This window comes from Aeribacillus sp. SP014 (assembly GCF_054055575.1).
Window position 1 is genome coordinate 3,472,100 of sequence record NZ_JBSRXI010000001.1, and the last position, 23,874, is coordinate 3,495,973.

The 23,874-nt window shown below is 39.9% G+C and carries 21 protein-coding genes, 1 other RNA gene and 1 pseudogene; 2 read left to right on the forward strand and 21 right to left on the reverse strand.

Going from position 1 to position 23,874, the window contains the following annotated elements:
• Positions 1-61: 61 nt before the first annotated feature.
• The 4 genes from ACVIJU_RS17125 to ACVIJU_RS17140 all read right to left on the reverse strand — a co-directional run bounded on the left by ACVIJU_RS17125 (position 62) and on the right by ACVIJU_RS17140 (position 4,671).
• Positions 62-1,390, reverse strand: a complete 1,329-nt coding sequence (locus ACVIJU_RS17125) for a TrkH family potassium uptake protein (RefSeq protein ID WP_340789775.1) — start codon at positions 1,388-1,390, stop codon at positions 62-64.
• An 80-nt stretch (positions 1,391-1,470) separates the two neighbouring features.
• On the reverse strand, positions 1,471-2,232 hold the full coding sequence (locus tag ACVIJU_RS17130) for a FixH family protein (protein ID WP_340789774.1): 762 nt from the start codon (positions 2,230-2,232) through the stop codon (positions 1,471-1,473).
• 598 nt (positions 2,233-2,830) lie between these two features.
• A complete protein-coding gene (fumC, locus tag ACVIJU_RS17135; protein ID WP_130156803.1) occupies positions 2,831-4,210 on the reverse strand; it encodes a class II fumarate hydratase in 1,380 nt (459 codons plus the stop codon).
• A 143-nt stretch (positions 4,211-4,353) separates the two neighbouring features.
• Positions 4,354-4,671: a MerR family transcriptional regulator gene (locus tag ACVIJU_RS17140; protein ID WP_063386951.1), complete on the reverse strand. Its 318-nt coding sequence runs from the start codon at positions 4,669-4,671 to the stop codon at positions 4,354-4,356.
• A 215-nt stretch (positions 4,672-4,886) separates the two neighbouring features.
• Here ACVIJU_RS17140 and purU point away from each other — a divergent pair, with 215 nt between their 5' ends.
• Positions 4,887-5,786 carry a formyltetrahydrofolate deformylase gene (gene purU / locus ACVIJU_RS17145; protein ID WP_063386952.1) on the forward strand — a complete coding sequence of 300 codons (900 nt, stop codon included), beginning with the start codon at positions 4,887-4,889 and terminating at the stop codon, positions 5,784-5,786.
• A 781-nt stretch (positions 5,787-6,567) separates the two neighbouring features.
• Here purU and ssrA read toward each other — a convergent pair.
• The 14 genes and pseudogenes from ssrA to rpoN all read right to left on the reverse strand — a co-directional run bounded on the left by ssrA (position 6,568) and on the right by rpoN (position 20,607).
• Positions 6,568-6,898, reverse strand: a transfer-messenger RNA (tmRNA) gene (gene ssrA / locus ACVIJU_RS17150).
• Positions 6,899-7,007: 109 nt separating this feature from the next.
• Positions 7,008-7,481, reverse strand: coding sequence for an SsrA-binding protein SmpB (smpB, locus tag ACVIJU_RS17155; protein ID WP_063386953.1), 474 nt, complete (start codon positions 7,479-7,481; stop codon positions 7,008-7,010).
• 134 nt (positions 7,482-7,615) lie between these two features.
• Complete coding sequence (gene rnr / locus ACVIJU_RS17160; RefSeq protein WP_456687953.1) at positions 7,616-9,898, reverse strand: ribonuclease R; 2,283 nt, start codon at positions 9,896-9,898, stop codon at positions 7,616-7,618.
• Between the two features lie 30 nt (positions 9,899-9,928).
• On the reverse strand, positions 9,929-10,675 hold the full coding sequence (locus ACVIJU_RS17165) for an alpha/beta hydrolase (protein WP_063386954.1): 747 nt from the start codon (positions 10,673-10,675) through the stop codon (positions 9,929-9,931).
• 154 nt (positions 10,676-10,829) lie between these two features.
• On the reverse strand, positions 10,830-11,063 hold the full coding sequence (secG, locus tag ACVIJU_RS17170) for a preprotein translocase subunit SecG (RefSeq protein WP_063386955.1): 234 nt from the start codon (positions 11,061-11,063) through the stop codon (positions 10,830-10,832).
• A gap of 135 nt (positions 11,064-11,198) precedes the next feature.
• Positions 11,199-11,648 (reverse strand): annotated as a pseudogene (locus tag ACVIJU_RS17175) (YjdF family protein); the annotation flags it as partial.
• Positions 11,649-11,862: 214 nt separating this feature from the next.
• Positions 11,863-13,155 carry a phosphopyruvate hydratase gene (gene eno / locus ACVIJU_RS17180; RefSeq protein ID WP_340881035.1) on the reverse strand — a complete coding sequence of 431 codons (1,293 nt, stop codon included), beginning with the start codon at positions 13,153-13,155 and terminating at the stop codon, positions 11,863-11,865.
• Positions 13,156-13,174: 19 nt separating this feature from the next.
• Complete coding sequence (gpmI, locus tag ACVIJU_RS17185; protein ID WP_340733044.1) at positions 13,175-14,710, reverse strand: 2,3-bisphosphoglycerate-independent phosphoglycerate mutase; 1,536 nt, start codon at positions 14,708-14,710, stop codon at positions 13,175-13,177.
• Entirely contained in the window at positions 14,703-15,464 is a 762-nt protein-coding gene (tpiA, locus tag ACVIJU_RS17190; protein WP_340733042.1) for a triose-phosphate isomerase, read from the reverse strand. The genes gpmI and tpiA overlap by 8 nt, the downstream gene beginning before the upstream one ends.
• Positions 15,465-15,498: 34 nt before the next feature.
• On the reverse strand, positions 15,499-16,683 hold the full coding sequence (locus ACVIJU_RS17195; protein ID WP_130156827.1) for a phosphoglycerate kinase: 1,185 nt from the start codon (positions 16,681-16,683) through the stop codon (positions 15,499-15,501).
• 146 nt (positions 16,684-16,829) lie between these two features.
• Positions 16,830-17,837 (reverse strand): type I glyceraldehyde-3-phosphate dehydrogenase, encoded by a 1,008-nt coding sequence (gap, locus tag ACVIJU_RS17200; RefSeq protein ID WP_063386960.1) that lies wholly within the window; start codon positions 17,835-17,837, stop codon positions 16,830-16,832.
• A gap of 49 nt (positions 17,838-17,886) precedes the next feature.
• Complete coding sequence (locus tag ACVIJU_RS17205; RefSeq protein WP_066249144.1) at positions 17,887-18,909, reverse strand: sugar-binding transcriptional regulator; 1,023 nt, start codon at positions 18,907-18,909, stop codon at positions 17,887-17,889.
• 126 nt (positions 18,910-19,035) lie between these two features.
• Complete coding sequence (locus ACVIJU_RS17210; RefSeq protein WP_063386962.1) at positions 19,036-19,287, reverse strand: glutaredoxin family protein; 252 nt, start codon at positions 19,285-19,287, stop codon at positions 19,036-19,038.
• 15 nt (positions 19,288-19,302) lie between these two features.
• On the reverse strand, positions 19,303-20,607 hold the full coding sequence (gene rpoN, locus ACVIJU_RS17215) for an RNA polymerase factor sigma-54 (RefSeq protein WP_144597284.1): 1,305 nt from the start codon (positions 20,605-20,607) through the stop codon (positions 19,303-19,305).
• 74 nt (positions 20,608-20,681) lie between these two features.
• On the opposite strand from rpoN, the gene yvfG reads away from it, so the two are divergent.
• Positions 20,682-20,897 carry a protein YvfG gene (gene yvfG / locus ACVIJU_RS17220; protein ID WP_063386963.1) on the forward strand — a complete coding sequence of 72 codons (216 nt, stop codon included), beginning with the start codon at positions 20,682-20,684 and terminating at the stop codon, positions 20,895-20,897.
• A 138-nt stretch (positions 20,898-21,035) separates the two neighbouring features.
• On the opposite strand, the gene ACVIJU_RS17225 is transcribed toward yvfG, so the two are convergent.
• From ACVIJU_RS17225 to ACVIJU_RS17235, 3 genes are all read right to left on the reverse strand, one after another.
• Entirely contained in the window at positions 21,036-22,067 is a 1,032-nt protein-coding gene (locus ACVIJU_RS17225; RefSeq protein ID WP_327862679.1) for an ABC transporter substrate-binding protein, read from the reverse strand.
• Between the two features lie 151 nt (positions 22,068-22,218).
• The gene (locus tag ACVIJU_RS17230; protein WP_066249140.1) at positions 22,219-23,079 is read right to left on the reverse strand and encodes an ABC transporter permease; all 861 of its coding nucleotides are present in this window, start codon (positions 23,077-23,079) and stop codon (positions 22,219-22,221) included.
• Positions 23,080-23,862: an ABC transporter ATP-binding protein gene (locus ACVIJU_RS17235; protein ID WP_456687799.1), complete on the reverse strand. Its 783-nt coding sequence runs from the start codon at positions 23,860-23,862 to the stop codon at positions 23,080-23,082.
• Between the last annotated feature and the right edge of the window lie 12 nt (positions 23,863-23,874).

Here is a 23,874-nt window from a genome sequence, read left to right on the forward strand (position 1 = left end):
TGTATCTATATATTCCATCAAGGAATATCTATTTCTGCAAAGCTTGCACAAACACCCTTTGTCATCCTGTAAGAACATCTTCGCTTGGGTAACGAATCTTTTGTTGTTCTTTTGACGATAATATAAAAAGCAACGTGAGAGAGCCGACCTTTCCTAAGAACATCATAAAAATAATGATGATTTTTCCGATAAACGTCAATGAACCGGTTATTCCTGCCGATAAGCCTGTCGTTCCGAAGGCGGAAACAACTTCAAATAAGATATGCAAAAACGGCTGTCTTTCCGTAATATTTAAAATTAAAACAGCTACAATAATAAATACGATACTTGACATTGTAACTGCCAGAGCCCTTATAACAGTGCTTGCTCCAATCGAACGCTTCAACAAATTAATTTCTGTCCTCCCTTTTAAAAAAGCGAGAACGGAAAAAATGATCACAATCGCTGTCGATAATTTAATTCCCCCGCCCGTAGAGGCGCTTCCGGCTCCAATGAACATGAGGAGAGAAATGAAAAATAACGACGAATCTTCCATGGCGCCTATGTCGATCGAGTTAAATCCTGCTGTACGAGGTGACACCGCCTGAAAATAGGCGGCTAAAATTTTTTCTCCCCATGTCAAAGGCTCCAATGTTTTCGGATTGTGAAATTCAATTAATAAAATAAATACTGTCGCTGCCGCGTTGACAATGAGCGTTCCGATGATCATGATCTTCGTGTGCAAAGATAATTTTTTAAAAGATTTTTTTGTCCAAATGTCCACTAATACTGGAAAACCGATACCTCCTAAAATAAATAAAAACGATATTACTAAAATGACCACCGGATCCCCAACAAATTGCATTAAGTTATCCTTCCATAAGGCAAATCCAGCATTGTTATAAGCAGAAATGGCATGAAAAAAGCTGTAAAATAATCCTTTTTCCCAGCCAAATTGCGGAACCCATTTTATCGATAGAATAAGCATCGCAACAAATTCAATTAAAAATGAAAAAATAAACAAATATTTTACAAGCCTTATTACTCCGCCAATTGACGTTTGGTTCAATTGATACTGTATAAGAATACGCTCTTTTATGCCGATTTTTTTCCCAAGCACCATAATAATTAGCACTGCAAAGGACATGATCCCTAAACCGCCTATCTGTATAAGAAAAGCAATCACAAGTTGGCCAAATGGTGTAAAAACTGTGCCTGGATCAACGGTAACGAGACCGGTGACTGTCATTGCACTGGTGGCTGTAAAAAGAGCATCAATCCAGCTTATCGGTTCCTTTGTCGAAAATGGCAGCTTTAAAAAAAATGTTCCAATGACAATTGAGAATAGAAACACAACAACAAGCAATTGGGGGGGACTTAATTGAATCTTTCCTCCGTTCTTCTTCTCCATATCTATGCACCTTTTTTAGAGACTAAATTATGCAACAATTCCTTCTTAAATTCTTTCCTACAAAAAACAATATCCGTTCTTTATTTTTGAACCGTTACCTTCTTCGTGACATGCTCATGTAGTCCTTCATCATTGTTGACATGAACTTGGATTTGATAAGTTCCTGAGGAAGAAAATGTATATTTCGCTTCATATGTACCTTTCTCGTCTCCTGCAGCATCTACCCAATCATGCTTTTCAGAACCGTCCTTCCAAATTTCATAACGGACGTTTGCATTTAACAACGGAGCGTTTTCTGCTTGAATTTTTGTTTGAATCAATGTTTCCGCATTCGCCTTTACATTTGTCGGCAGCTCCAATTGGATGTCTACAGATTCTTGAGAATGTTCATGAGTATGATTTGCGGTTTCTTCGTTTTCGCCCGTTGAAGCTCCACCTTTATGTAGTTCACCAATCACAATTTGTTTTTTGGGCATATTATGCTGATTTTTCGCCGTAACGTGTGATTGAACAAAAAAAACTCCATTTTCATCAAATGTGTGTTCAATCGTATATTGGCCGTCTTTTTCATGTTTTGCTTCTATCATTTTACTTTCTTCTTTTTCTCCTTCTTTCCATATTTCAAATTTTACTTCATCAGCATCTTCAACCGCTTCTCCTCCGTAGCTCACTTCAGCAGTCAACGAAATTTTTTCATGTATATTCGCATGGTCCGGCACTTTCAAATTGACTTCGAGCGGATGAACTTCGGTACTTTCTCCGCTGTTCTCTTGTTTCGTTTCATTTTGACCGCAAGCTGCAAGAAGGAAAACGGCGGCAAGCAATATAATGATTTTTTTCACAATAAATCTCCTTTCTTCAATAAAAATTAATTGAGAACTATTAAATAAAGAATAAATTTAATACATACATATTGCAACATTGCAAAGGTGAATATTTTGTGTAGGATTCATGAAATTTTCATGTGGAAGAATACTGGGTTTTGCACCTGGCAGCATTGAATATAAAAAAGAAAACCGGACGCACAAATTGATCATATCCCGATCAAATAGACAGTATAAAAAAATACCCCCCTTCTTCAGCGGCTTACAGAATAGTTGTATAAGGAATCACTGTCAAGAAAATCACTTAACAGAACTCTCCCCATACAACTCAGTAGGTCTGTACGCTGAAGAAAGAAGCACTGTCTTCGAAGATATTTTTTAACTGCTAAGAGTTTAAACTCAAATGATAGTTTATGAACTTTTGTCCTTTTCTTGCCATAAAAAATCACCTCTTAAAGCAGTGTTGACCAAATAGGGATTTTTCAACATCTACTTTAAGGGGTGCAGTTCATAGACAGTATAGGTTTTTTTCTTTCTATCTAGACAAGAGGGATCGTATCAAGTAGTGAGTATCGGTATATATTTTCATCTCCCAGCAAAAATTCAATGTTTTCTGTTACACCATTTTCTCCGGCTGGACAATGCGGTCAAATTCTTCGGCTGACAGAAGGTTCAGTTGAACAGCTGCCTCCTTTAAAGTCAATCGTTTTTCATATGCAAGCTTTGCAATTTTCGCTGCATTTTCGTATCCAATATGAGGATTTAAAGCAGTTACGAGCATGAGCGAGTCTTGTACATATTTATCAATCACTTCTTTGTTTGCTTCAATTCCCACAGCACAGCGGTCGTTGAAGGAAATTATACTATCCGATAAAAGCCGGATCGATTGTAAAAAGTTATAAATAATAACCGGTTTGAAAACATTTAATTCAAAATTTCCTTGGCTTGCGGCAAAACCGATCGCTGCATCATTTCCCATGACTTGGACTGCTACCATCGTTAATGCTTCGCTTTGCGTCGGATTCACTTTTCCCGGCATAATGGAGCTTCCGGGCTCATTTGCTGGTATCGTGATCTCGCCAATTCCGCATCTTGGACCGCTTGCCAGCCATCTAACATCATTTGCAATTTTCATAAGATCAGCTGCCAAGGCTTTTAGCGCTCCGTGTGCATGAACGATTTCATCATGGCTAGTTAGCGCATGGAATTTGTTTTCAGAGGAACGGAATGATTCATTCGTTTGCTTGCTTATTTCATCTGCTACAAGCTGTCCAAACTGAGGATCCGTATTAATTCCTGTTCCGACTGCTGTTCCGCCGATCGCCAAATCTCTCAAGTTATCCATTGCTTCGACAATCATTTTTCTGCTTTTTCTCAGCATATGTACCCATCCGCTGATTTCCTGTCCAAGCGTGAGCGGTGTTGCATCCTGCAAGTGGGTGCGGCCAATTTTCACAAGATTCTCAAACTGCTTAGATTTCTTATCGAGCGTCTCTGTCAACAAATCAATTGCCGGCAACAGCTTGTTTTTTATCGCTATGACACCAGCAATATGCATTGCTGTAGGGAATGTGTCGTTTGAGCTTTGTCCCATATTCACATCATCATTTGGATGAATTTTTAATGATTCAAACCCATTTTCTTTCAAGTATTCATTTCCTTTAAACGAAATCACTTCATTGACATTCATGTTCGACTGCGTTCCGCTTCCGGTTTGCCATACTACGAGCGGGAAATGCTCATCAAGCTTCCCTTCTATAATTTCATCGCAAACATGAACGATCGCATCTTTTTTCTCTTTTGGCAGCTTTCCTAATTTTTCATTAACGATCGCTGCACCTCTTTTTAAAATGGCAAATGCACGAATGACTTCAATCGGCATCGTTTCAGTACCGATTTTAAAATTGTTTCTGCTCCGTTCCGTCTGTGCACCCCAGTAGCGGTCTTTGGGAACTTTTACTTCTCCCAGCGTATCTCTTTCTATACGATAGTCCATTTTCTTCTTCCTCCTTTTTAAATAATCATCTATTTTAAATATACCTCTAATATTTTGTTAAAAGCAAAAAAACTCTGATAATTTTTTATAAAAATGAAGAACTTTTTTAAATCATAAAAAAAAGCGGTTTTAACCGCCCTGAACTATTGTTTTCTTATTTTGAAGTGTGCATTCAGCTGGCCTTGAATCATTTTTTTCTTATCTTCGAGCATTTTATCTCTTTCTTTTTTCAGCATTTCTTTTCTAATTTCAAACGTTTGAACGCCGTCTTCGATTTTATCTGCAATTTCCATTAATGTTTCAATATCTGAAAAGGAATATTTTCTCGTTCCTTGTTTCGTTCTTTCGGGAAAAATTAATTTTCTTTCTTCATAATATCGTATTTTTCTTGGTGATAGCCCTGTTAGTTCACTAACGATACCGATCGTAATGACTTTTTTATCCTTATATGATTCTGACATTGTTATACCTCCTTTTATAACGTTATTACGTTAAAATTTATAACATTTTCAGCCATTAACTTTATTATACAATTTTTTTTCGTATTTTTTAATTTTTATTGTGAGATTTTCTTACATTGAATACTTATAAATATTTTTTTCCTTGTTCAAATTGACAAGAAAGCAAACTATTAGTATCCTTTGTACAGATCACATTTGGGTTGGAGGAAAGGTTTATGTTACATACGAAACAAACGAATCTTGAATCTTTTTTACATCAATATAAAGATCGCGCACGTCTTCTTATTACATGCAACGACCAGCCAGGAATTGTTGCAAAAATTTCTAAAGTTTTATATGAACACGGCGCCAATATCGTCCAATCAGATCAATATTCAACAGATCCTTCAGGCGGCACTTTTTTTATGCGCGTTGAATTTGAATTACCGGATATAGAACGTAAAAAAGGCGAGCTTGAAAAAGACTTTGAGCCGATCGGAAAAGAATTGCAAATGAAATGGCAATTTTCATATATGAACCAATTAAAGCGAATGGCGATTTTCGTATCGAAACAAGATCATTGCCTGCTCGATCTTCTTTGGCGTTATCAATCAGGCGATTTTTTTTGCGAAATACCTTTGGTAATCAGCAACCATCCAGATTTGCGTGAACCAGTTGAATCGCTTGGAATTCCGTATTATTACATACCGGTCAATAAAGACAATAAGCCGGAAGCGGAAAAGCAGCAGCTTGAACTGTTGAAGAAATATAATATTGATTTCGTCGTTCTCGCCCGTTATATGCAAATTTTATCTCCAGATTTCATCAAGCATTACCGGCATCGAATTATTAACATCCATCATTCGTTCTTGCCTGCATTTGTCGGTGCAAGACCGTATGAGCGCGCATATGAACGCGGAGTCAAAATTATTGGAGCCACTTCCCATTATGTGACGGAAGATTTGGACGAAGGACCAATTATTGAACAAGGGGTTAAAGAGGTCAGCCATCGGTACAATGTTGAAGATTTAAAAAGGGTCGGAAGAACGATTGAACGCGACGTTCTCGCCCGCGCTGTACAATTGCATTTGGAAGACCGCATCATTGTTCACGGAAACAAAACGATTGTCTTTTAATCAAAAAGCGCACTTGCTTTTCACAGCATGTGCGCTTTTTTTCAATAAGAGCTCTATTGATAAATTCAATTAACAAGGATGTGGCAAAAAAGAAAATGATCGTATACTTAAATACAAAAAATGCGGGATCATTTTTGAAAAAATATTTTGTTTTTATCATTCGTTTTCTATTGCTCTATACGGTATTTCAAATACTATCGGGTACTGTTTTAACTGCTTTTTACACGCCAGATTTTTCTGCCAAAACGGGCAGTCTTAGTCAAGAGGTAGTGTTCGGCGAGCCTTCTTCCATACCATTGCTTATATCATTGCTTATTGCTAACAGCCTATTTTCTCGCTCAAAAAGTATTGAAAGCTGCAAAATAATAAGAAAAAAAGGGCCTCAGCTTTGAACTGAAGCCCTTTCCTTTAGGCAGAGCATGTAAATAAAAGAAACCGGCATGTTTGCCGATTTCTTTTATTTCATTGTTAATTTTATAAAAATCACGGGAAACATCTTTCTATAATGGAGACGGTGGGACGTGCTGATCCATGCTTTCGCAATGGCACTGACTATATCTTGAACCTAAACAGGTCCTCCGGCGTGTTATGCGAAATTTAGATTTGCCGTACGGCAGAATTTCGCATCCTAGTACTACCTTGAAGGCAGCCTATGAGTCGATACACGGCTGTTGGATTGCTCCACATACCGCTCGGTGTTGCCATATCGCAGAAACGACTTAGGTTTCACCGATTAAGCCGGATTTTCACTTGTGTGTTGCCACACAAGGCGACTATTTCCTAATCGAACCCACGTCCAGAGATATCGCCACTTAAGCATCTACGAGCGTATCCGACATATTTAACATTTCACTGTTCCTTAGCCTGTCGGCAGGCATCCGGACAGCTAGTCTGATTCGTCTCTTCCCTCTTCCTCAGACGGCGGAATCGGGCGTAGCCCACTTAAGTTGAACCCCTTTTCCTCCACATGGGCGATGGAAGAAAGGAGCCTTTAGCATTAAGCAGCTAAAGCGTAGTTGTTTTGTTTGCCAGTTATCTTTAGGCGACGTTGATGACGGAGACGATCCCTCCGGCTCGCAGCTTAAGCTCGATCTATCCCTGTCGAATCCAAAACGTCCCCGTTTTATTCGAGCTAGTGCTTGAGAAATATATTCAACTGGCAACGACATATATTATTATAACAAAAACAATATATTTTTCAATTGTCATTTATTGTTATCATTAATAGATCCCTTTTTGTTTTTGTTGAAATGCCCGTTCAATTTCTCTTTTCGCTTCTTTTCGTTTTAAATCCTCCCGCTTATCGTATTTCTTTTTCCCTTTTCCTAGCCCGATAAGCACTTTCGCAAATCCATTTTTAATGTAAAGCTTCAGCGGAACTAATGAATAACCCTGTTCTTTTGTGGCCCCGATCAGCTTATTGATTTCTCTTCGGTGCAAAAGAAGCTTTCTCGTTCTTAACGGCTCATGGTTGTATCGATTTCCCTGCTCATACGGGCTGATATGCATGTTATGAAGAAAAACTTCCCCTTTTTCCACTCTTGCGAACGCATCTTTTAAATTGGCGCGGCCGGCGCGAATCGATTTAATTTCCGTTCCCTGGAGGACGATCCCAGCTTCATACGTTTCTTCAATAAAATAGTCGTGGTGCGCCTTTTTATTTTGGGCAATCAGTTTCCCTTCTCCCTTTGACATTCTCTGTCACCCTTTCGTGAAAATTAGGGGTAAAGATAATTATAGCAAATGAACATTTTCGCCTCAATCAAGATTCTTTCTAAATGAAATTTTGCTGTTTCAATGAGTTTGTTTTTTAGACATCTGGCCTCGCTTTAACGCTTTTTCTTCTTCCGCTTCTTTTTCGATACGTTTTTATAAAACTTTTTCTTTTTTGATTTCGGCGGTCTCGTTGACCATTCTTCCTCTTCTTCCTGATGTTTGCTCTTAATCACCTTCACCGTTTCAGGCCGTGTTGATTTTTTTCGTTTTTTTCTCATACCGACAATTTCAAAATCGATGGATCGTTCCTCTTTATCAACATTCACAACGCGGACGGTAATTTCATCGCCGATACGGTAAACATTTCCCGTTCTTTCGCCGATCATCGCATAATGACGTTCATCATAATGGTAGTAATCATCCGTCATATAGCTTACATGAACGAGACCTTCAACAGTATTCGGGAGCTCGACAAACATGCCGAAGTTTGTGACAGAACTGATGATTCCATCAAATTCTTCCCCAATCTTATCCAGCATAAATTCTGCTTTTTTCAAATCATCCGTTTCACGCTCCGCATCAACAGCCCGCCGTTCCATATTAGAAGAATGTTCTGCAATTTCCGGCAAAATTGATGCCCATTTCACCTGTGTCTTTTCGTCTATTTTCCCTTCAAGCAAATATTTGCGAATGAGTCGATGAACTATCAAATCGGGATAACGGCGAATCGGGGAAGTAAAATGGGTGTAAAATTCGGTCGACAATCCGAAATGCCCGACGCTTTCCGGATGATATTTCGCTTGCTTCATAGACCGAAGCATGACAGTTGAAATCACCATTTCTTCAGGTTTTCCCCGTACTTCATCTAAAATTTGCTGCAAAGCGCGCGGATGAATATTGTTTCCTGTTCCCTTCACGACATAACCGAAATTTGTAATAAATTCCAAGAAACGTCTTAGTTTTTCCTCATTCGGTTTTTCGTGAATTCGATATAAAAACGGTACATTTAACCAGTGAAAATGTTCTGCTACTGTTTCATTTGCAAGCAGCATAAATTCTTCAATTAACCGTTCCGCTACAGATCGTTCCCGAATAATGACATCATACGGTTTGCCTTTCTCATCCACCAAAACTTTCGCTTCCTTAAAATCAAAATCGATAGCTCCGCGCAGCATTCTTTTTTTCCGTAAAATCTCCGCAAGCTCAGCCATATCCTCCAGCATGGGGACAATTTCTTGATATTTTTCCCGAAGCTGTTCATCCTTTTCAATCAAAATTTTATTGACATTTGAATAAGTCATCCGCTCAGCGGAGCGAATAATACTTTGAAAAATATCATGCTGAACTACGTTCCCATATTCATCCACAATCATTTCGCACGATAATGTCAGACGATCCACCTTCGGATTCAGTGAACAAATTCCGTTTGATAAGCGATGCGGTATCATCGGAATGACGCGATCAACTAAATATACGCTTGTCCCGCGTGCAAATGCCTCTCTGTCAATCGGAGTTCCTTCTTTTACATAATAACTGACATCTGCGATATGCACGCCAAGCTTATAGCAGCCGTTATTTAACTTTGTTACTGTTACGGCATCATCCAAATCTTTTGCATCTTCACCATCAATAGTAATGATTAATTCGTTGCGAAGGTCTCGTCTGTTCTTGATTTCCTCGCTCTTAATCTCATCAGGTGTTTCGTTTGCTTGCTTTAATACATCCTCCGGAAAGCTCAATGGCAGCTGATGCTTATGAATGATTGATAAAATATCGACGCCAGGATCATTTTTATGGCCTAAAATTTGTACGACTTCTCCTTCTGCACTCATTCGTCCTTCAGGATATGACGTGAGTCGGACAATTACTTTATGACCTTCAACCGCCCCATTTGATGCATTTTTCGGAATAAAAATGTCGTTGACAATCTTTTTGTCGTCAGGTATGACAAATCCGAAGTTTTTGCTTTCCGTATATGTTCCGACAATTTCCGTTATTCCTCTTTCCAAAATGCGTATGACCGTGCCTTCCTGTCTCGCTCCGCTTGTTTTCGGGCTTAGCCGCACAAGAACTTTGTCTCCATGCATCGCATGATTCAGCTCGCCGGGCGGAATGAACACGTCATCAAAACCTGGTTCATCCGGTTCAACGAAAGCAAATCCGCGGGCATGTCCGACCAGTGTTCCGCGGATCAAATTCATTTTTTCTGGAACACCGTATCGATTTGCTCTCGTTCGCACAATGAGGCCTTTTTCTTCCATCTTATTTAAAGTAATAATCAGCTTTTTAAATTCGTCTGCGTCCTCTAGCTGAAAAGCTTCTTCTAATTCCTCCACAGTCAAAGGTTTATAAGCCTCTTCCTTCATAAAAGAAAGAAGCCTTTCAGCTAATTGCATATCGGGTTCTGCCAATACGATAACCTCCTTTTACTCCTGCCAATCAAGGCTCTCCAAAAATTCATAGACGTCCTGATGCAGTTCATCTCGCTGCTTGTCAAGCGTAATAACATGCGACGATTCTTCATACCATTTGATTTTTTTTATATTTGAGCTTACTTCGTTATAAATAATATTTGCACTATCCGGATTGATCATTTCATCGTGGCGCGCCTGAACCACAAATGTCGGGGCATAAATCATATCGACATTTTCTCTCACATCAGAAATCAAACGCTGCAGAGCTTTCAACGTTTTCATTGGTGTTTTTTGAAACTCTTCCATTTCCGCCTCAATCTGTTCTTCCGGCTTTCCTTCAAATTGTTTATATTTGCGAGCATATTTTAAAATCCCTTTATACATCGTTTCTTCGCTTTTAATATACATCGGGGCGCACATTGGAATAATTCCTTTTACAGGTACAGTGTATCCCAGTTTTAAAGAAAAAACTCCTCCAAGAGACAAACCGGCAACTGCAATTTCTTTAAAACCTAAGTCTTTCAGATGTTCGTAGCCGCCCATCACATCTTGCCACCAGTCATCGGGACCGGTATGAACCAATTCTTCCGGAGGAACCCCATGGCCTTTATATTGAGGGGCATGACAAGTATACCCTTTATCTTGCAAAAAACGCCCAAGCATCCGCACATCTGCTGAATTTCCAGTAAAGCCGTGAAGCAGCAGTACAGCACGATTCCCACCTTCAAACGTAAAAGGTTTCGGCGGTAAAACTTTCATTTTAAAATCTCCTTTTCTTTTTAAATTCTTTATTTTTTACAACGAACTGTAGTATGAAAAAAGTTTAAATTCCATTATATACCAAAAACATTATTCATTCAACTGCTTTAATTTCCCATAGAAAAAAGGCCTGTTTGACAGACCTTTCTAGCTATTATAATCCAAACCATGAAACAGCAATTGCTAAAACAAAAAATAACACAGAAAGAACGATTGTAATACGATGTAAGATTAAATCTATTCCACGCGCTTTTTGCTTCCCAAAAAGCTGTTCAGCACCGCCGGAAATGGCTCCAGATAATCCAGCACTTTTTCCAGACTGCAGTATCACCACAGCGATCAGCGCAATAGATACAATTGCTAATAGTATGACAAGCAGAGTATGCATGTCCACTCCACCTCCTAAAAAAACGCACATTACAATAGTTTTAATGTATCATAAATTGGCTCATTACACAATAGCGTATCCATTCAGAAAATACGAAAGCGGATGTCTTGAAGCAAGTCATCCAACTCTGTATTACCTTCCACAATGTTTTGCCTTCGCTTTTAAACGCTTTAACTCTCTTTTTCGCTTGATGAGAGCTTCGCGAAAGCTCCTTGCGCAAAACTTTTCTCTCTTTTTTACGATGCTCCAATTCTAGCTGAAGAGCTGTTTGTGCATATGTGGAAAGCGGCCTTGTTTTCATTTCCTTTGCAGCTTCACGCTGCAGTCGCTTTGATTTTTGCGCTTTTTCATTTCAAGCGGCACGGTGGTTGTTTTACGGCACTTGTGCAGTATCGATAGCATCGGGCCATTCGCAAATGCCAAAACTTCATCATCTTTTGGCTCTGGACGAAATACGTAGCGAACCGCTTTTAAAGCTTCACCTTCCTTTTGCTCAACCACACCGATCCAGAATTGTCCATCGTAAAAAAAAGTCAACTTCATGAAAGGTCCCTCCTTGTAAAACGTAACGACAGCGATGGACATCCCAAGGAGGGGAAGGATACTGACACTCTTTCGGAGTGCGCCCGGACTACCAACCGGGACTGTGTTTTTATGCTGTCTATGTTTTTATTATATGTTTGTTTATTGGCAATAAGAAAATATTTACACATCGTCTAGGCTATGATTTTGTGTGCTTTGAGCTTTAATTAAAAAAGGTCTAACCAAATAACTCGGTTAGACCTTTTCATAGATAGTGTTATTTTTTCAAGTTATAGAAAGATTTAATTCCTTGGTAAATTGCAGTATCGCCAAGTTGATCTTCGATGCGAAGCAATTGATTGTATTTCGCAACGCGGTCCGTGCGGGAAGGTGCGCCTGTTTTAATTTGGCCTGCGTTTGTTGCCACAGCAATGTCTGCAATGGTGCTGTCTTCCGTCTCGCCTGAGCGGTGGGAGATGACCGCTGTATAGCCGGCGCGTTTTGCCATTTCGATCGCATCAAACGTTTCTGTTAACGTTCCGATTTGGTTAACTTTAATCAGAATAGAGTTGCCGACTCCTTTTTCAATGCCTTCCGCTAATTTTTTTGTATTTGTTACAAATAAATCGTCTCCGACAAGCTGAACTTTTCCGCCTAAACGTTCTGTTAACAGTTTATGGCCTTCCCAGTCGTTCTCATCAAGTCCGTCTTCAATCGAAATGATCGGATATTTGGAGACAAGCTCTTCATACCATTTCACCATTTCTTCCGACGTTTTTACAACGCCTTCTCCTTCTAGGTGGTACTTGCCGTCTTCTTTATTAAACAGTTCAGAAGAAGCAACATCCATCGCAAGCTTAACTTGTTCGCCAGGTTTGTAGCCGGCTTTTTCAATTGCTTCGATAATAGTTTGCAAAGCTTCTTCATTTGATTGTAAATTTGGAGCGAATCCGCCTTCATCACCAACAGCTGTATTATATCCTTTTCCTTTTAATACAGATTTTAATGAATGGAAAATTTCCGCTCCCATCCGCAGTGCTTCCCGGAAGCTTTCCGCGCCGACCGGCATAATCATGAATTCTTGAATATCAACATTGTTGTCTGCATGAGCGCCGCCGTTTAAAATGTTCATCATCGGCACAGGAAGAGTTTTCGCATTGAAGCCACCGAGATATTGATACAGCGGAACACCTAAATAATCAGCTGCAGCACGAGCAACGGCCATAGAAACACCTAAAATTGCGTTTGCTCCCAGCTTTCCTTTATTTTCTGTTCCGTCAAGTTCAATTAATAGTTGATCGATGGCATTTTGTTCCGTCACATCAAAGCCTAACAGTTCTGGGGCAATAATTTCGTTCACGTTTTTAACTGCTGTTAAAACCCCTTTTCCAAGGTAGCGTTCTTTATCACCGTCACGCAATTCAACAGCCTCGTACTCACCTGTGGATGCACCGCTAGGTACAAGCGCCCGTCCAAATGCACCTGATTCTGTATACACCTCTACTTCAACTGTCGGATTTCCTCTTGAATCAAGCACTTCACGTGCATAAACATCAGTAATAGCTGGCATATTGCTTCATCTCCTTTATTTATGATTTAATAAGACTTTTCCCTGTCATTTCTTTCGGTTTTTCCAGCCCGAGCAGCTCGAGCATCGTTGGTGCTAAATCGCCTAAAATTCCGTCTTCTCTCAATTCGATTCCTTTTTTCGTTATAATAACCGGCACTGGATTTGTCGTATGTGCGGTTTGCGGTTTTCCGTCAAGTGTGACGACTTCGTCCGCATTTCCGTGGTCAGCAGTTATAATAGCTGTTCCGCCTTTTTCGAGAATCAAATCCACCACTTTTCCGAGACATTCATCAACCGCTTCGACTGCCTTTATCGTTGGCTCAAGTTTGCCGGAGTGACCGACCATGTCCGGATTGGCAAAATTCAATATGATCGCATCATGCTTGTCAGCCTCAATTTCTTTTAAAAGCGCCTCAGTTACTTCATATGCGCTCATTTCCGGTTTTAAATCATACGTGGCTACCTTCGGTGAATTAATTAAAATCCGTTCTTCGCCAGGAAACTTCTCTTCCCGGCCTCCGCTCATAAAGAACGTAACATGCGGATATTTTTCTGTTTCTGCAATGCGCAGCTGCCTCAATCCAGCTTGGGAAATGACTTCACCAATTGTGTTGTCCAAGTTAACCGGCTTGAAGGCAACATATCCTTTCACCGTTTCGCTAAAATGCGTCAAACAAACGAAGAATAAACGTTTTGGATGTTTCGGTCCCCTATCAAAGGAACGGAAATCTTCATTTGTGAATGTATTCGAAATTTGAATGGCGCGATCCGGACGGAAATTATAGAAAATGACCGCGTCATCATCTTGAATGGTTGCAACAGGACTGCCGTCTTCTTTTGTCATAACAGAAGGGATGACAAACTCATCATAAATCCCGTGTGCATAAGAATCTTCAATACATTCGTATGCGTTTTTGTAAGCTGGCCCTTCACCATACACCATCGCTCTGTATGCTTTTTCTACTCGATCCCATCTTTTATCTCTGTCCATCGAGTAATAGCGGCCTGAAATCGTTGCGATCTGTCCTACTCCGTATTCATTGATCTTTTCATTCAGCTGATCAATATATTGCTTCGCCGTTTGCGGACCAACATCGCGTCCGTCCAAAAATCCATGAATGAACACATTTTTCACTTGCTGATCTTTCGCCAATTTTAACAAGGCGAATAAGTGGTTAATGTGGCTGTGAACGCCGCCATCCGATAATAAGCCGAAAATGTGAAGGTTCGTTCCTTTTTCTTTCACGTGGTTCATAGCTGAAAGAAATGTTTCATTTTCAAAAAATTCGCCTTCACGAATCGCTATGTTAACGCGTGTTAAACTTTGGTATACAATTCTGCCTGCACCGATGTTTAAATGTCCAACTTCAGAATTTCCCATTTGACCTTCCGGCAAGCCGACAGCTTCTCCACATGCTTTTAACGTTGCATGCGGGTATGTATTCCAAAATCGATCAAAATTCGGCTTGTTCGCTTGAGCCACAGCATTTCCTTTCACTTCGTCACGCAGAGCAAAACCGTCTAATATAATTAATGCTACTGGTTTTTTACTCATTTTGGCCTTCCTCCAATAGCTGCAAGAAAGAGCGTGGTTCCAGGCTTGCGCCTCCGACTAATGCTCCGTCAATTTCCGGCTGGTTTAGAAAATCTTTAATATTTTCCGGTTTAACACTGCCGCCATATTGAATGCGAACTTTGTTTGCAACATCATCGGAATAAATATCGGCAATTACACCCCGAATATGGGCACATACTTCATTGGCATCCTCCGGAGAAGACGATTTTCCTGTGCCAATCGCCCAAATCGGCTCATAAGCAATCACGATGCTTTTCACAGCCGACGCATCGACTCCAGCCAACGCTTTTTTGACCTGCTCGCCAACAATTTCATTCGTTTTTCCAGCTTCACGCTCAGCTAATGATTCGCCTACACATACGATCGGAGTTAATTCGTGTTTGAAAGCAGCCAATACTTTTTTATTCACGGTTTCGTCTGTTTCGGCAAACATTTCCCGGCGTTCGGAGTGTCCAATGATCACATAATCAACACCGATATCCGCCAATGCAACAGGGCTGATTTCCCCTGTATAAGCTCCGCTTTCTTCAAAATGCATATTTTGAGCGCCAATTTTTAGTTCAGAGCCTTCAGCCAATTCCACAAGCTGACCTAAAAATAAGGCAGGTGCACATATAACGGAATCAACTTTATCCTGTGGGGGAACGAGTGATTTAACTTCCTTTACAAAGCTTTTTGCTTCTTCCAGCGTCTTATGCATTTTCCAATTCCCTGCAATAATCGGCTTTCTCATCTTTACACCTTCCTTTTTACGGAAATGGTTGTGGTTATTTATCTTCCAATATTTGAACTCCCGGAAGTTTCTTTCCTTCCATGAACTCTAAAGATGCTCCGCCTCCGGTTGAGATGTGGTTCATTTTATCCGCAAGGCCGAATTTTTCTACTGCTGCTGCTGAATCACCGCCGCCGATGACCGTATAAGTATGTTCTGCTTTCGCCAAGCTTTCCGCTACAGCTTTTGTTCCCTTTGCAAAAGCATCCATTTCAAAAACGCCCATCGGTCCGTTCCAAACAACAAGCTTTGATTGTTGAATGACATCCGCATAAATTTCAGCCGTTTTAGGTCCAATGTCAAGTGCTTCCCAATCAGCCGGAATGCTGTCAATATCCACTACTTTTGTATTGGCATCATTTGAAAAATCATCTGCTACCACAACATCTACAGGCATATAAAAGCGAACGCCCTTTTCTTTGGCACGTTCCATAAACGATTTTGCCAGTTCTATTTTATCTTCTTCAAGCAAAGACTTGCCGATTTCGTGACCCAGCGCTTTTACAAACGTATAAGCAAGTCCTCCGCCGATAATCAAATTATCTACACGTTCCAATAAATTTTCGATAACTCCGATTTTATCTTTTACTTTTGCACCGCCGATAATCGCTGTAAATGGGCGGTCAGGATTATCAAGCGCTTTCGATAAAACATTGATTTCTTTTTCCATTAAAAATCCTGCAACAGATGGTAAATATTCCGCAATGCCTGCGGTGGATGCATGTGCGCGGTGAGCAGCGCCAAAGGCATCGTTAACATATAGATCCGCCAATTCAGCAAAAGCTTTAGCAAGCTCAGGATCATTTTTTTCTTCGCCAGGATAAAAGCGTACATTTTCCAGAACGAGAATGTCGCCATTGTTTAACTTGTCTACTTCCGCTTTTACAGCCGCACCGTAAGCTTCATCTACTTTGACCACCTTTTTGCCTAACAGTTCTTCTAAACGCTTCGCTACAGGCGTCAATCGAAGCTCTTCCACAACCTGTCCTTTTGGTCTGCCAAGGTGGCTGGCAAGCAATACTTTCGCTCCTTGATCCGCCAAGTATTGGATCGTTGGGAGTGCAGCTCGAATGCGTGTATCATCGGTTATTTTGCCATCCTGCATCGGTACATTAAAGTCAACTCGGCAAAATACCGTTTTCCCTTTCACATCGACATCTTTTATCGTTTTCTTGTTCATGGCTCAAGCTCCTCCTTCACAATAACGATCAGGAAAAAATTCTTCCTACATGTTGAAAGGGAAAGGGGAATGTAAACGTCCCCTTCCCCTTCCCGCTTTTCATTATAGCTTTTTAAACAGGCAAGCTACAAGTCCGTATTTAAAGATTATAAACCTTGTTTTGCAATGTAAGCCGCCAAATCTACCACACGGTTTGAGTATCCTGTTTCGTTATCGTACCAAGAAACAACTTTCACCATGCGGTTTTCAAGCACCATAGTAGAAAGCGCATCAATCGTAGAAGAATGAGTATCACCATTATAGTCTCTGGATACAAGCGGCTCCTCGCTGTACGCTAAAATACCTTTCAATTCTCCTTCAGCTGCTTCTTTAAGCGCCGCATTTACTTCTTCCACTGTTACGTCTTTTTCAAGCTCTGCAACTAAGTCAACGATGGACACATTTGGTGTCGGAACACGCATTGCCATACCGTTAAGTTTTCCTTTTAATTCAGGCAATACGAGCGCAACAGCTTTAGCCGCACCAGTTGTTGTCGGTATGATAGACTCTGCTGCAGCGCGAGCGCGGCGGTAATCTTTGTGAGGCAAGTCTAAAATTTGTTGGTCATTAGTATAAGCATGCACAGTTGTCATCATGCCTCGAACAATGCCAAATTTTTCATGTAAAACTTTTGCAAACGGAGCTAAGCAGTTCGTTGTACATGAAGCGTTGGAAATGACATGATGATTGCTTGGATCATATTTGTCTTCGTTTACGCCCATAACAATTGTGATATCTTCTTCTTTAGCCGGAGCAGAAATGATTACTTTTTTCGCACCTGCTTCAAGGTGTTTTGCTGCATCTTGACGGTTTGTGAAGCGACCAGTAGATTCTACTACAATGTCAACGCCAAGGTCTCCCCAGCCTAATTGAGCTGGATCGCGCTCGGATAATACTTGAATTTCTTTTCCATCCACGACCAAGTTATTTCCGTTTACCCCGACTTCCACATCGAGTTTTCCATGAACAGAATCGTATTGTAAAAGATGTGCAAGCATGTTTGCATCTGTTAAATCGTTTACTGCTACTACTTCTACTTCAGGATTTTTTAATGCTGCGCGGAATACATTGCGTCCAATACGACCAAAACCATTAATACCAATTTTCACTGCCATCTTTAAGTCCTCCTTCAATTTTAGGAATGATGTTTATATTGAGGGAGCTTTACAGTTCCCTTAATAACTCTTTAGCTGCCACTTCGTCAGTTACTAAAATCGTGGCTAATGATTGATTCATATACGCTTTGATCGCTTTTGCTTTAGAGGCTCCTCCAGCAACCGCGATCACATTTCGTATGTTTTTTAAGTCCTCCAGCTGCATTCCAACCGTTTGAACTTTATGAACGACTTCACCTTTTTGGTTGAAGTAATAACCGAAAGCTTCGCCTACTGCATTTCCTTTTTTAATTTTTTCGAAATCTTCCTTCGGAGTCTTTCTTCGCTCCGCCATTGTTTGAGCATCCCCGATGCCATGAACAAGCATTTTCGCTGAACGTATAATTTTTAAAAGGTCTTTTATTTCCGGTTCTTCGATAATGGATTCATATGCTTCCTTGCTTAGCTGGTCAGGAACATGAAGCAGCCTGTATTTCCCATGTGCACGTTCAGCTATTTTGGCGCAAATCGTATTCGCCTGGTTTTCAACATTTTCCCCTAGTCCGCCTCTTGCAGGGACAAATAAAACATTTCGGCGATGACCTAACGGAATCATCATTTCAGCAACAGCTGCCAGCGTTGTGCCGCCTGCCACAGCAACAACCTCGTCATCCTGCAAATGATTCATAATGCATTGTGCACAAGCTCTTCCCATTTCTTTTTTCACGAGGGGCGAATGGTCGCTGTCACCTGAAACAACAATCACTTCATCTAAATGAAGCTTCTCTTTTAATGTAGTTTCCAAAAAAGTTAAACCTAAAACATCTTTCATCATTTCTTCCAATGATGAAAGAAGATCATCCCCTTCTTTCGTTAAGGTCATTCCCGAGGGGTGAATATGAATTAAATTTTGTTCCTTTAAAAATTGCACTTCTCCACGCAGAATTCTTTCACTGATGCCTAAATTGTTTGACAAGCTTCGTCTTCCTACAGGCTGCATCAGTCGAATGGACTGCAAAATTTGATAGCGCTTTTGCATAGTTTGGAGAAGATCAGGCAATAATTTTTTTTGAGCTTCAATTAATGATTGCATTTTCAAGACCCTTCAGCTCTCTTTCTTTCCGGGACTTTTTTTGTCCCTGTAAGACAAATTATGTCCCAATTATAGCAAAAAAATTCACCCCTTGCTACATATATTATTTTAGCAGGAGCGCAAATGTTAATCAACAGAAACAAGTTCCAGCAAACGTTTTCTTAAAGAATTTTCTTCAATTTTCCCAAAAATAACAATCTTTCCATTCACTTCAATCACTGGAATCATTAGTTGATATTTTTCCAGCAGCCGGTCATCTTGATAAATATCTTTTTCTTTCAGATCAAAGGGTATTTCAGCTTGCAGCTTATACAGCAATTCCTTTGCTTCATCACACAATGGACATGTTTGCTTCGTATAAAGAACCACTTGATTCACGAATCCAATTCCTTTCTAATTATATCTTTTTCGCAAATTGGACGAAGGGATATTGAGCTGATCGCGGTATTTGGCCACTGTTCTTCTCGAAACATTCATATTATAATTCTCTTTCAACAGGTTGGCAATTTTTTGATCTGAAAGCGGTCTTTGCTTATTTTCTTGATCAATTAATTGCTGAATGACCTGTTTAACATTCGCACTTGATGTATCTTCTTCTCCCACTTTGTTAGTGAAAAAATATTTCAACTCATATAAACCGAAAGGAGTTTGAACAAATTTATCATTGACCGCTCTGCTTACAGTCGACTCGTGAATGTTAAGAGAATCAGCGATATCTTTTAATGTTAGCGGTTTCAAAACGTTGTTTTTCAAATAGAAAAAGTCTTTCTGAAATCGTATAATTTCCTGCATAACTTTGACAAGCGTTTCCTTCCGCTGCTCAAGCGATTTTAACAGCCAGCGTCCTTGATGGAGTTTAGTCTGTACGTAAGATTTTACATCTTTTTCTGTTTGTACAATCGGTTCATAGTCCCGATTGATTTTAATTTGCGGCAAAAGATCTTCATTATAATATACAATCCAATCTCCATTTCGCTCTTCAATCATTAAATCAGGGATGATATAATTCGGGGTTTCCTCATCAAATTGCAGACCAGGTCTTGGATTCAATGTTTGAACAAAATCGAAAATTTGCTGAAGAGCATTCAGCGACAGACCTGTCTTTTTGGAAAGATCCTTCCAAGCTTTTGTGGCAAACAGATGAAAATGCTCTTTTAACACGAACTCGGAGCCTTCAGGTTTTTCCTCAATTTCTTTAGCCTGCAAAAGCAAGCATTCTTGAAGCGAACGTGCCCCGACGCCAATTGGATCTAATGATTGCAGTACAGACAGCTGTTTTTCCAAAAGATCGATCGAAATTTGGAACTTTTCCGATAGGCGGGATAAGTCTTCTGACATATAACCATTTGAGTCCACTGCATCGATTAAAATATGAATAGCACGCCGTTCGTTTTCGGTAAAACGAAATTCTACGAGCTGATTTCGCAAATGATCTTTTAGCCCCATCCCTTTTTTCGGCATATTTTCGATCCAGCGGCCATCCTCCTTGTTTGCCCTCTGCTGCTTTCTTTGATTATGATAAAATATCGTTGGATGGGATTCTTCCAATTCCACAAAGGGGTTTTCAAGCGTAATTTCCCTCAAGTAAGATACTAAATCGATTGTAGAATATTGCAAAAGCCCAATGGCTTGCTTCAGCTCTTTCGTCATCGCCAATCTCAAGGATTGGTTTTGGACTAAGTCCATTTTTATATGCATCAGAACTCCCCCCCTTTAGTTCTATTTTACATGAAGAATTTAAAAAAAGAATCTAAAATTTTGGAGGAACGAACATGACACAGCTTTTTTCTGTTTCCTATTTTAAAGAAAACTTTAAACAGTACATTGAAATGAATAAAGAAAAATCTTCAAAGATTGATGCCATGAACAGCTACTACCGATCTGTCGTCTCAACTTTAATTTACGACCAGCTAACCAAAAATGCAGAAATATTGAAAAGACTGCAAAATCTTGATCAAGCATATAATCAAGTGAAAAATGAGGAATAAAAGGACTTTTAAATTTTAATGTATGGGATCAGTTTTTGAAGTCGGCATATAAGCCGATTTCTTCTTTTTTTTGCAATAAAACTTATGGCTAAACAAAAAACTGAGCAAATATAAGCTGCCCAGCTTTTGTTTTCATTTTTATTTCGATTCATGTTTTGGCAAATATTCTGTCGTAAAAATTTCCTTTGCATCAAATGTTTTTTCTAATAAACCGAGATCGTGCAATTGTTTAATTAATGTTGCCCAGCGTTCCTCCGTCATATATCCGACTCCATGCTCTGCTGCATCTCCTCCATATACAAAATCCACTTGTGTTTCGGCTTCAAATTTTAATGATTCTAATTCCATATCAGCGTTGTCTTTCTGAATCACTTTGTTAATCTCTTCGTAAGAATCTTTGTATAAATACCATCCTTCGACAAAAGCATCCACAAATGCTTTGACAGTTTCTTTATTTTTTTCTAAATAGTCTTTTGTAACATATAACACAACGTTATAAGGATTATAACCTGCATCAGATATGAGCTTCGTTTCTACATCTACTCCATCTTTTTTTAAGAAAAACGGCTCTGAAGTCACAAAGGCTTGGCTTACAGAATTGGGATCGCTAATAAAATTCGAATGCTGTCCTGTATAAGCCAATTCTTGTACATTACTTAAATTATATTTAGATTTCAAAAAGTCCCAATACGTAATACCAGGCTGTATATATACTTTTCTTCCATTTAATTCATCAAAATCGTCAATTCCCTTTCCTTTATGGAACATTAATGCCTGCGGGCTTCCTTGCATGGCAGCAGCTACAGCGACTAATTCAATTCCTTGATTTCTAGCAATAACCATTTGGTCAGCATGTGCAAGCCCAAAGTCAGCACTTCCAGATGCAACCATTTGAATAGACGAGACTTGCGGCCCGCCCGGTTCGATCGTGACTTTTAAACCGTTTTTTTCAAACAATCCGTTTTCTTGTGCTGCATACAAACCGCCATGCTGCGCCTTCGGAAACCAATTTAATACAATTTTTACATCTTTTAAGTCTTTTTTCTCTTCATTCGAAGCGCTGTCTCCCTCGTTTGTTGAGCTGCTCGACTCTTGTCCGCCGCAGGCGGTGAGGAAGAACATGAATATAATCCCGATTAATAGAAAACTCGCTTTGCGCCATGCTTTCAATTCTTTTTCCCCCTTTTTGCACTTTTTTTGAAACTCAATAAAGCTCGTTCCCTAACGCAGCAAACCATTTTTATGCAAAAAAAATTAGCAAATTAAATTCAGCTCTTGTAAGCAATAGTGATTATGTCAACTTAATTTTTGATCAAATTTTTTATTTTTCTCCCTTCATCGCGGATTCGTGCCATGATCTCAGCATGAAATGAGAAAACAAACTTACGAGTAAGTAAAAGACAATCCCAAAAATAGCAGCGGCAATTCCGCAAGCAAATAAATATGGTGTTTTTAATTGAACGGCTGCTACCGTAATGGCATACCCTAAACCGCCTTTTCCTCCGCCAATTCCAGCTATATATTCACCCGTAATAGCTCCAACGATCGATAGCGTGCTGGATATTTTTAAGCCGGTCATCATGTAAGGCATAGCAGCCGGAATTCGGAGCTTCCACATTTTTTGCCATTTTGACGCATTATATAAAGTAAATAATTCGCTCATATTTTTATCGACTGAATTCAATCCCATTAACGTATTTGAAATGATCGGAAAAAATCCAATTAAAAATGAAATCATCACAATCGAATTGAAGCCCGAGCCGAACCAGATAACAACGATCGGTGCAATAGCTACAACCGGTATCGTTTGTAAAATAACCGCATACGGGTAAATGCTTATTTCTAAAATTTTTGAGCTTGCTAATAAAACCGCAAAGCCAATTCCAATGATGGCGCTTATTACAAATCCGATCACAGATTCAGCCACCGTTATTTGTATGGCTGGCCATAATAACTCCCAATCTTCAACCGCCGCTTGAAGGACGTCCGTCGGTTTTGGAAGTATAAACGGCTGCACGCCAACCATAATCGGTACAAACTGCCATAAAGAAAGAAAAACAACAAGCGCAGCAATCGGACCAATAATCTTCCATTTTGATTTGCTCCATATTTTCAGTTTGCCAGTATTATTTGATTGAGCGACAATTTCCTTCGTTTGAGTGGTTGCTGTTTGTACAGACATTTATACCAACTCCCTTCGGGTTGAACTATTCTCAAGACTTTGCGAGGAAATATCGACATATTCTGTAAATCGTTCATCTGTCCGCTCCCTCGGATAAGGAAGATCGACATCGATGATAGATGATAATCGTCCGGGCCGAGCTGACAACACTGCAATTCTAGTAGAAAGATAGACAGCTTCAAATACATTATGAGTAACGAACAAAATTGTCATTTTCTCCCTTTTCCATATTTCAAGCAGCTCCGTCTGCAAGGTCTGTCTTGTAATCTCGTCTAATGCAGCAAACGGTTCATCCATTAACAGCAATTTAGGTTTTGCAGCCAACGCTCGAGCTATAGACACCCTCATTCTCATTCCGCCTGACAACTGCCTAGGATACGACTTTATATAATCCTTTAGTCCAACCATCTCCAATACTTTGATCGCATCCTCTTTGCGGCTTTTTTTATCCGAACCCCTTAATTCTAAAGGCAGCATCACATTTTCCAGCACCGTTCTCCATGGAAGCAAGTTGGCATCTTGGAATACAAACGCAACATCATTTGTATTTTTTATAACTTCTTTCGGGTTTTGCCCAAATACTTCTACCTTGCCCTCAGTAGCTTCGCCTAAACCTGCCACCATTCTTAATGCCGTTGATTTCCCGCAGCCAGACGGGCCGAGGAAGCTTATTAATTCCCCTTCTGTGATGGAAAAATGGAATTGGCTTAAAGCGACTGTGCCGGTATTGTAAATCTTACTAACATGATGAAATGCGACAATCTCGTTTCGAATTGCTTCCACTGCTTATCCCCC

Coding starts and splice junctions, on each gene's coding strand:
- purU (WP_063386952.1), top strand. CDS start 4,887: ATGTTACATACGAAACAAACGAATCTTGAATCTTTTTTACATCAATAT.
- tpiA (WP_340733042.1), bottom strand. CDS start 15,464: ATGAGAAAGCCGATTATTGCAGGGAATTGGAAAATGCATAAGACGCTG.
- ACVIJU_RS17195 (WP_130156827.1), bottom strand. CDS start 16,683: ATGAACAAGAAAACGATAAAAGATGTCGATGTGAAAGGGAAAACGGTA.
- smpB (WP_063386953.1), bottom strand. CDS start 7,481: ATGTCAAAGGGAGAAGGGAAACTGATTGCCCAAAATAAAAAGGCGCAC.
- yvfG (WP_063386963.1), top strand. CDS start 20,682: ATGACACAGCTTTTTTCTGTTTCCTATTTTAAAGAAAACTTTAAACAG.
- secG (WP_063386955.1), bottom strand. CDS start 11,063: ATGCATACTCTGCTTGTCATACTATTAGCAATTGTATCTATTGCGCTG.
- rpoN (WP_144597284.1), bottom strand. CDS start 20,607: ATGCATATAAAAATGGACTTAGTCCAAAACCAATCCTTGAGATTGGCG.
- fumC (WP_130156803.1), bottom strand. CDS start 4,210: ATGGACTATCGTATAGAAAGAGATACGCTGGGAGAAGTAAAAGTTCCC.
- gpmI (WP_340733044.1), bottom strand. CDS start 14,710: ATGAGTAAAAAACCAGTAGCATTAATTATATTAGACGGTTTTGCTCTG.
- ACVIJU_RS17205 (WP_066249144.1), bottom strand. CDS start 18,909: ATGCAATCATTAATTGAAGCTCAAAAAAAATTATTGCCTGATCTTCTC.
- gap (WP_063386960.1), bottom strand. CDS start 17,837: ATGGCAGTGAAAATTGGTATTAATGGTTTTGGTCGTATTGGACGCAAT.
- ACVIJU_RS17140 (WP_063386951.1), bottom strand. CDS start 4,671: ATGTCAGAATCATATAAGGATAAAAAAGTCATTACGATCGGTATCGTT.
- ACVIJU_RS17230 (WP_066249140.1), bottom strand. CDS start 23,079: ATGTCTGTACAAACAGCAACCACTCAAACGAAGGAAATTGTCGCTCAA.
- ACVIJU_RS17125 (WP_340789775.1), bottom strand. CDS start 1,390: ATGGAGAAGAAGAACGGAGGAAAGATTCAATTAAGTCCCCCCCAATTG.
- rnr (WP_456687953.1), bottom strand. CDS start 9,898: ATGCAATTAGCTGAAAGGCTTCTTTCTTTTATGAAGGAAGAGGCTTAT.
- eno (WP_340881035.1), bottom strand. CDS start 13,155: ATGCCAGCTATTACTGATGTTTATGCACGTGAAGTGCTTGATTCAAGA.
- ACVIJU_RS17165 (WP_063386954.1), bottom strand. CDS start 10,675: ATGAAAGTTTTACCGCCGAAACCTTTTACGTTTGAAGGTGGGAATCGT.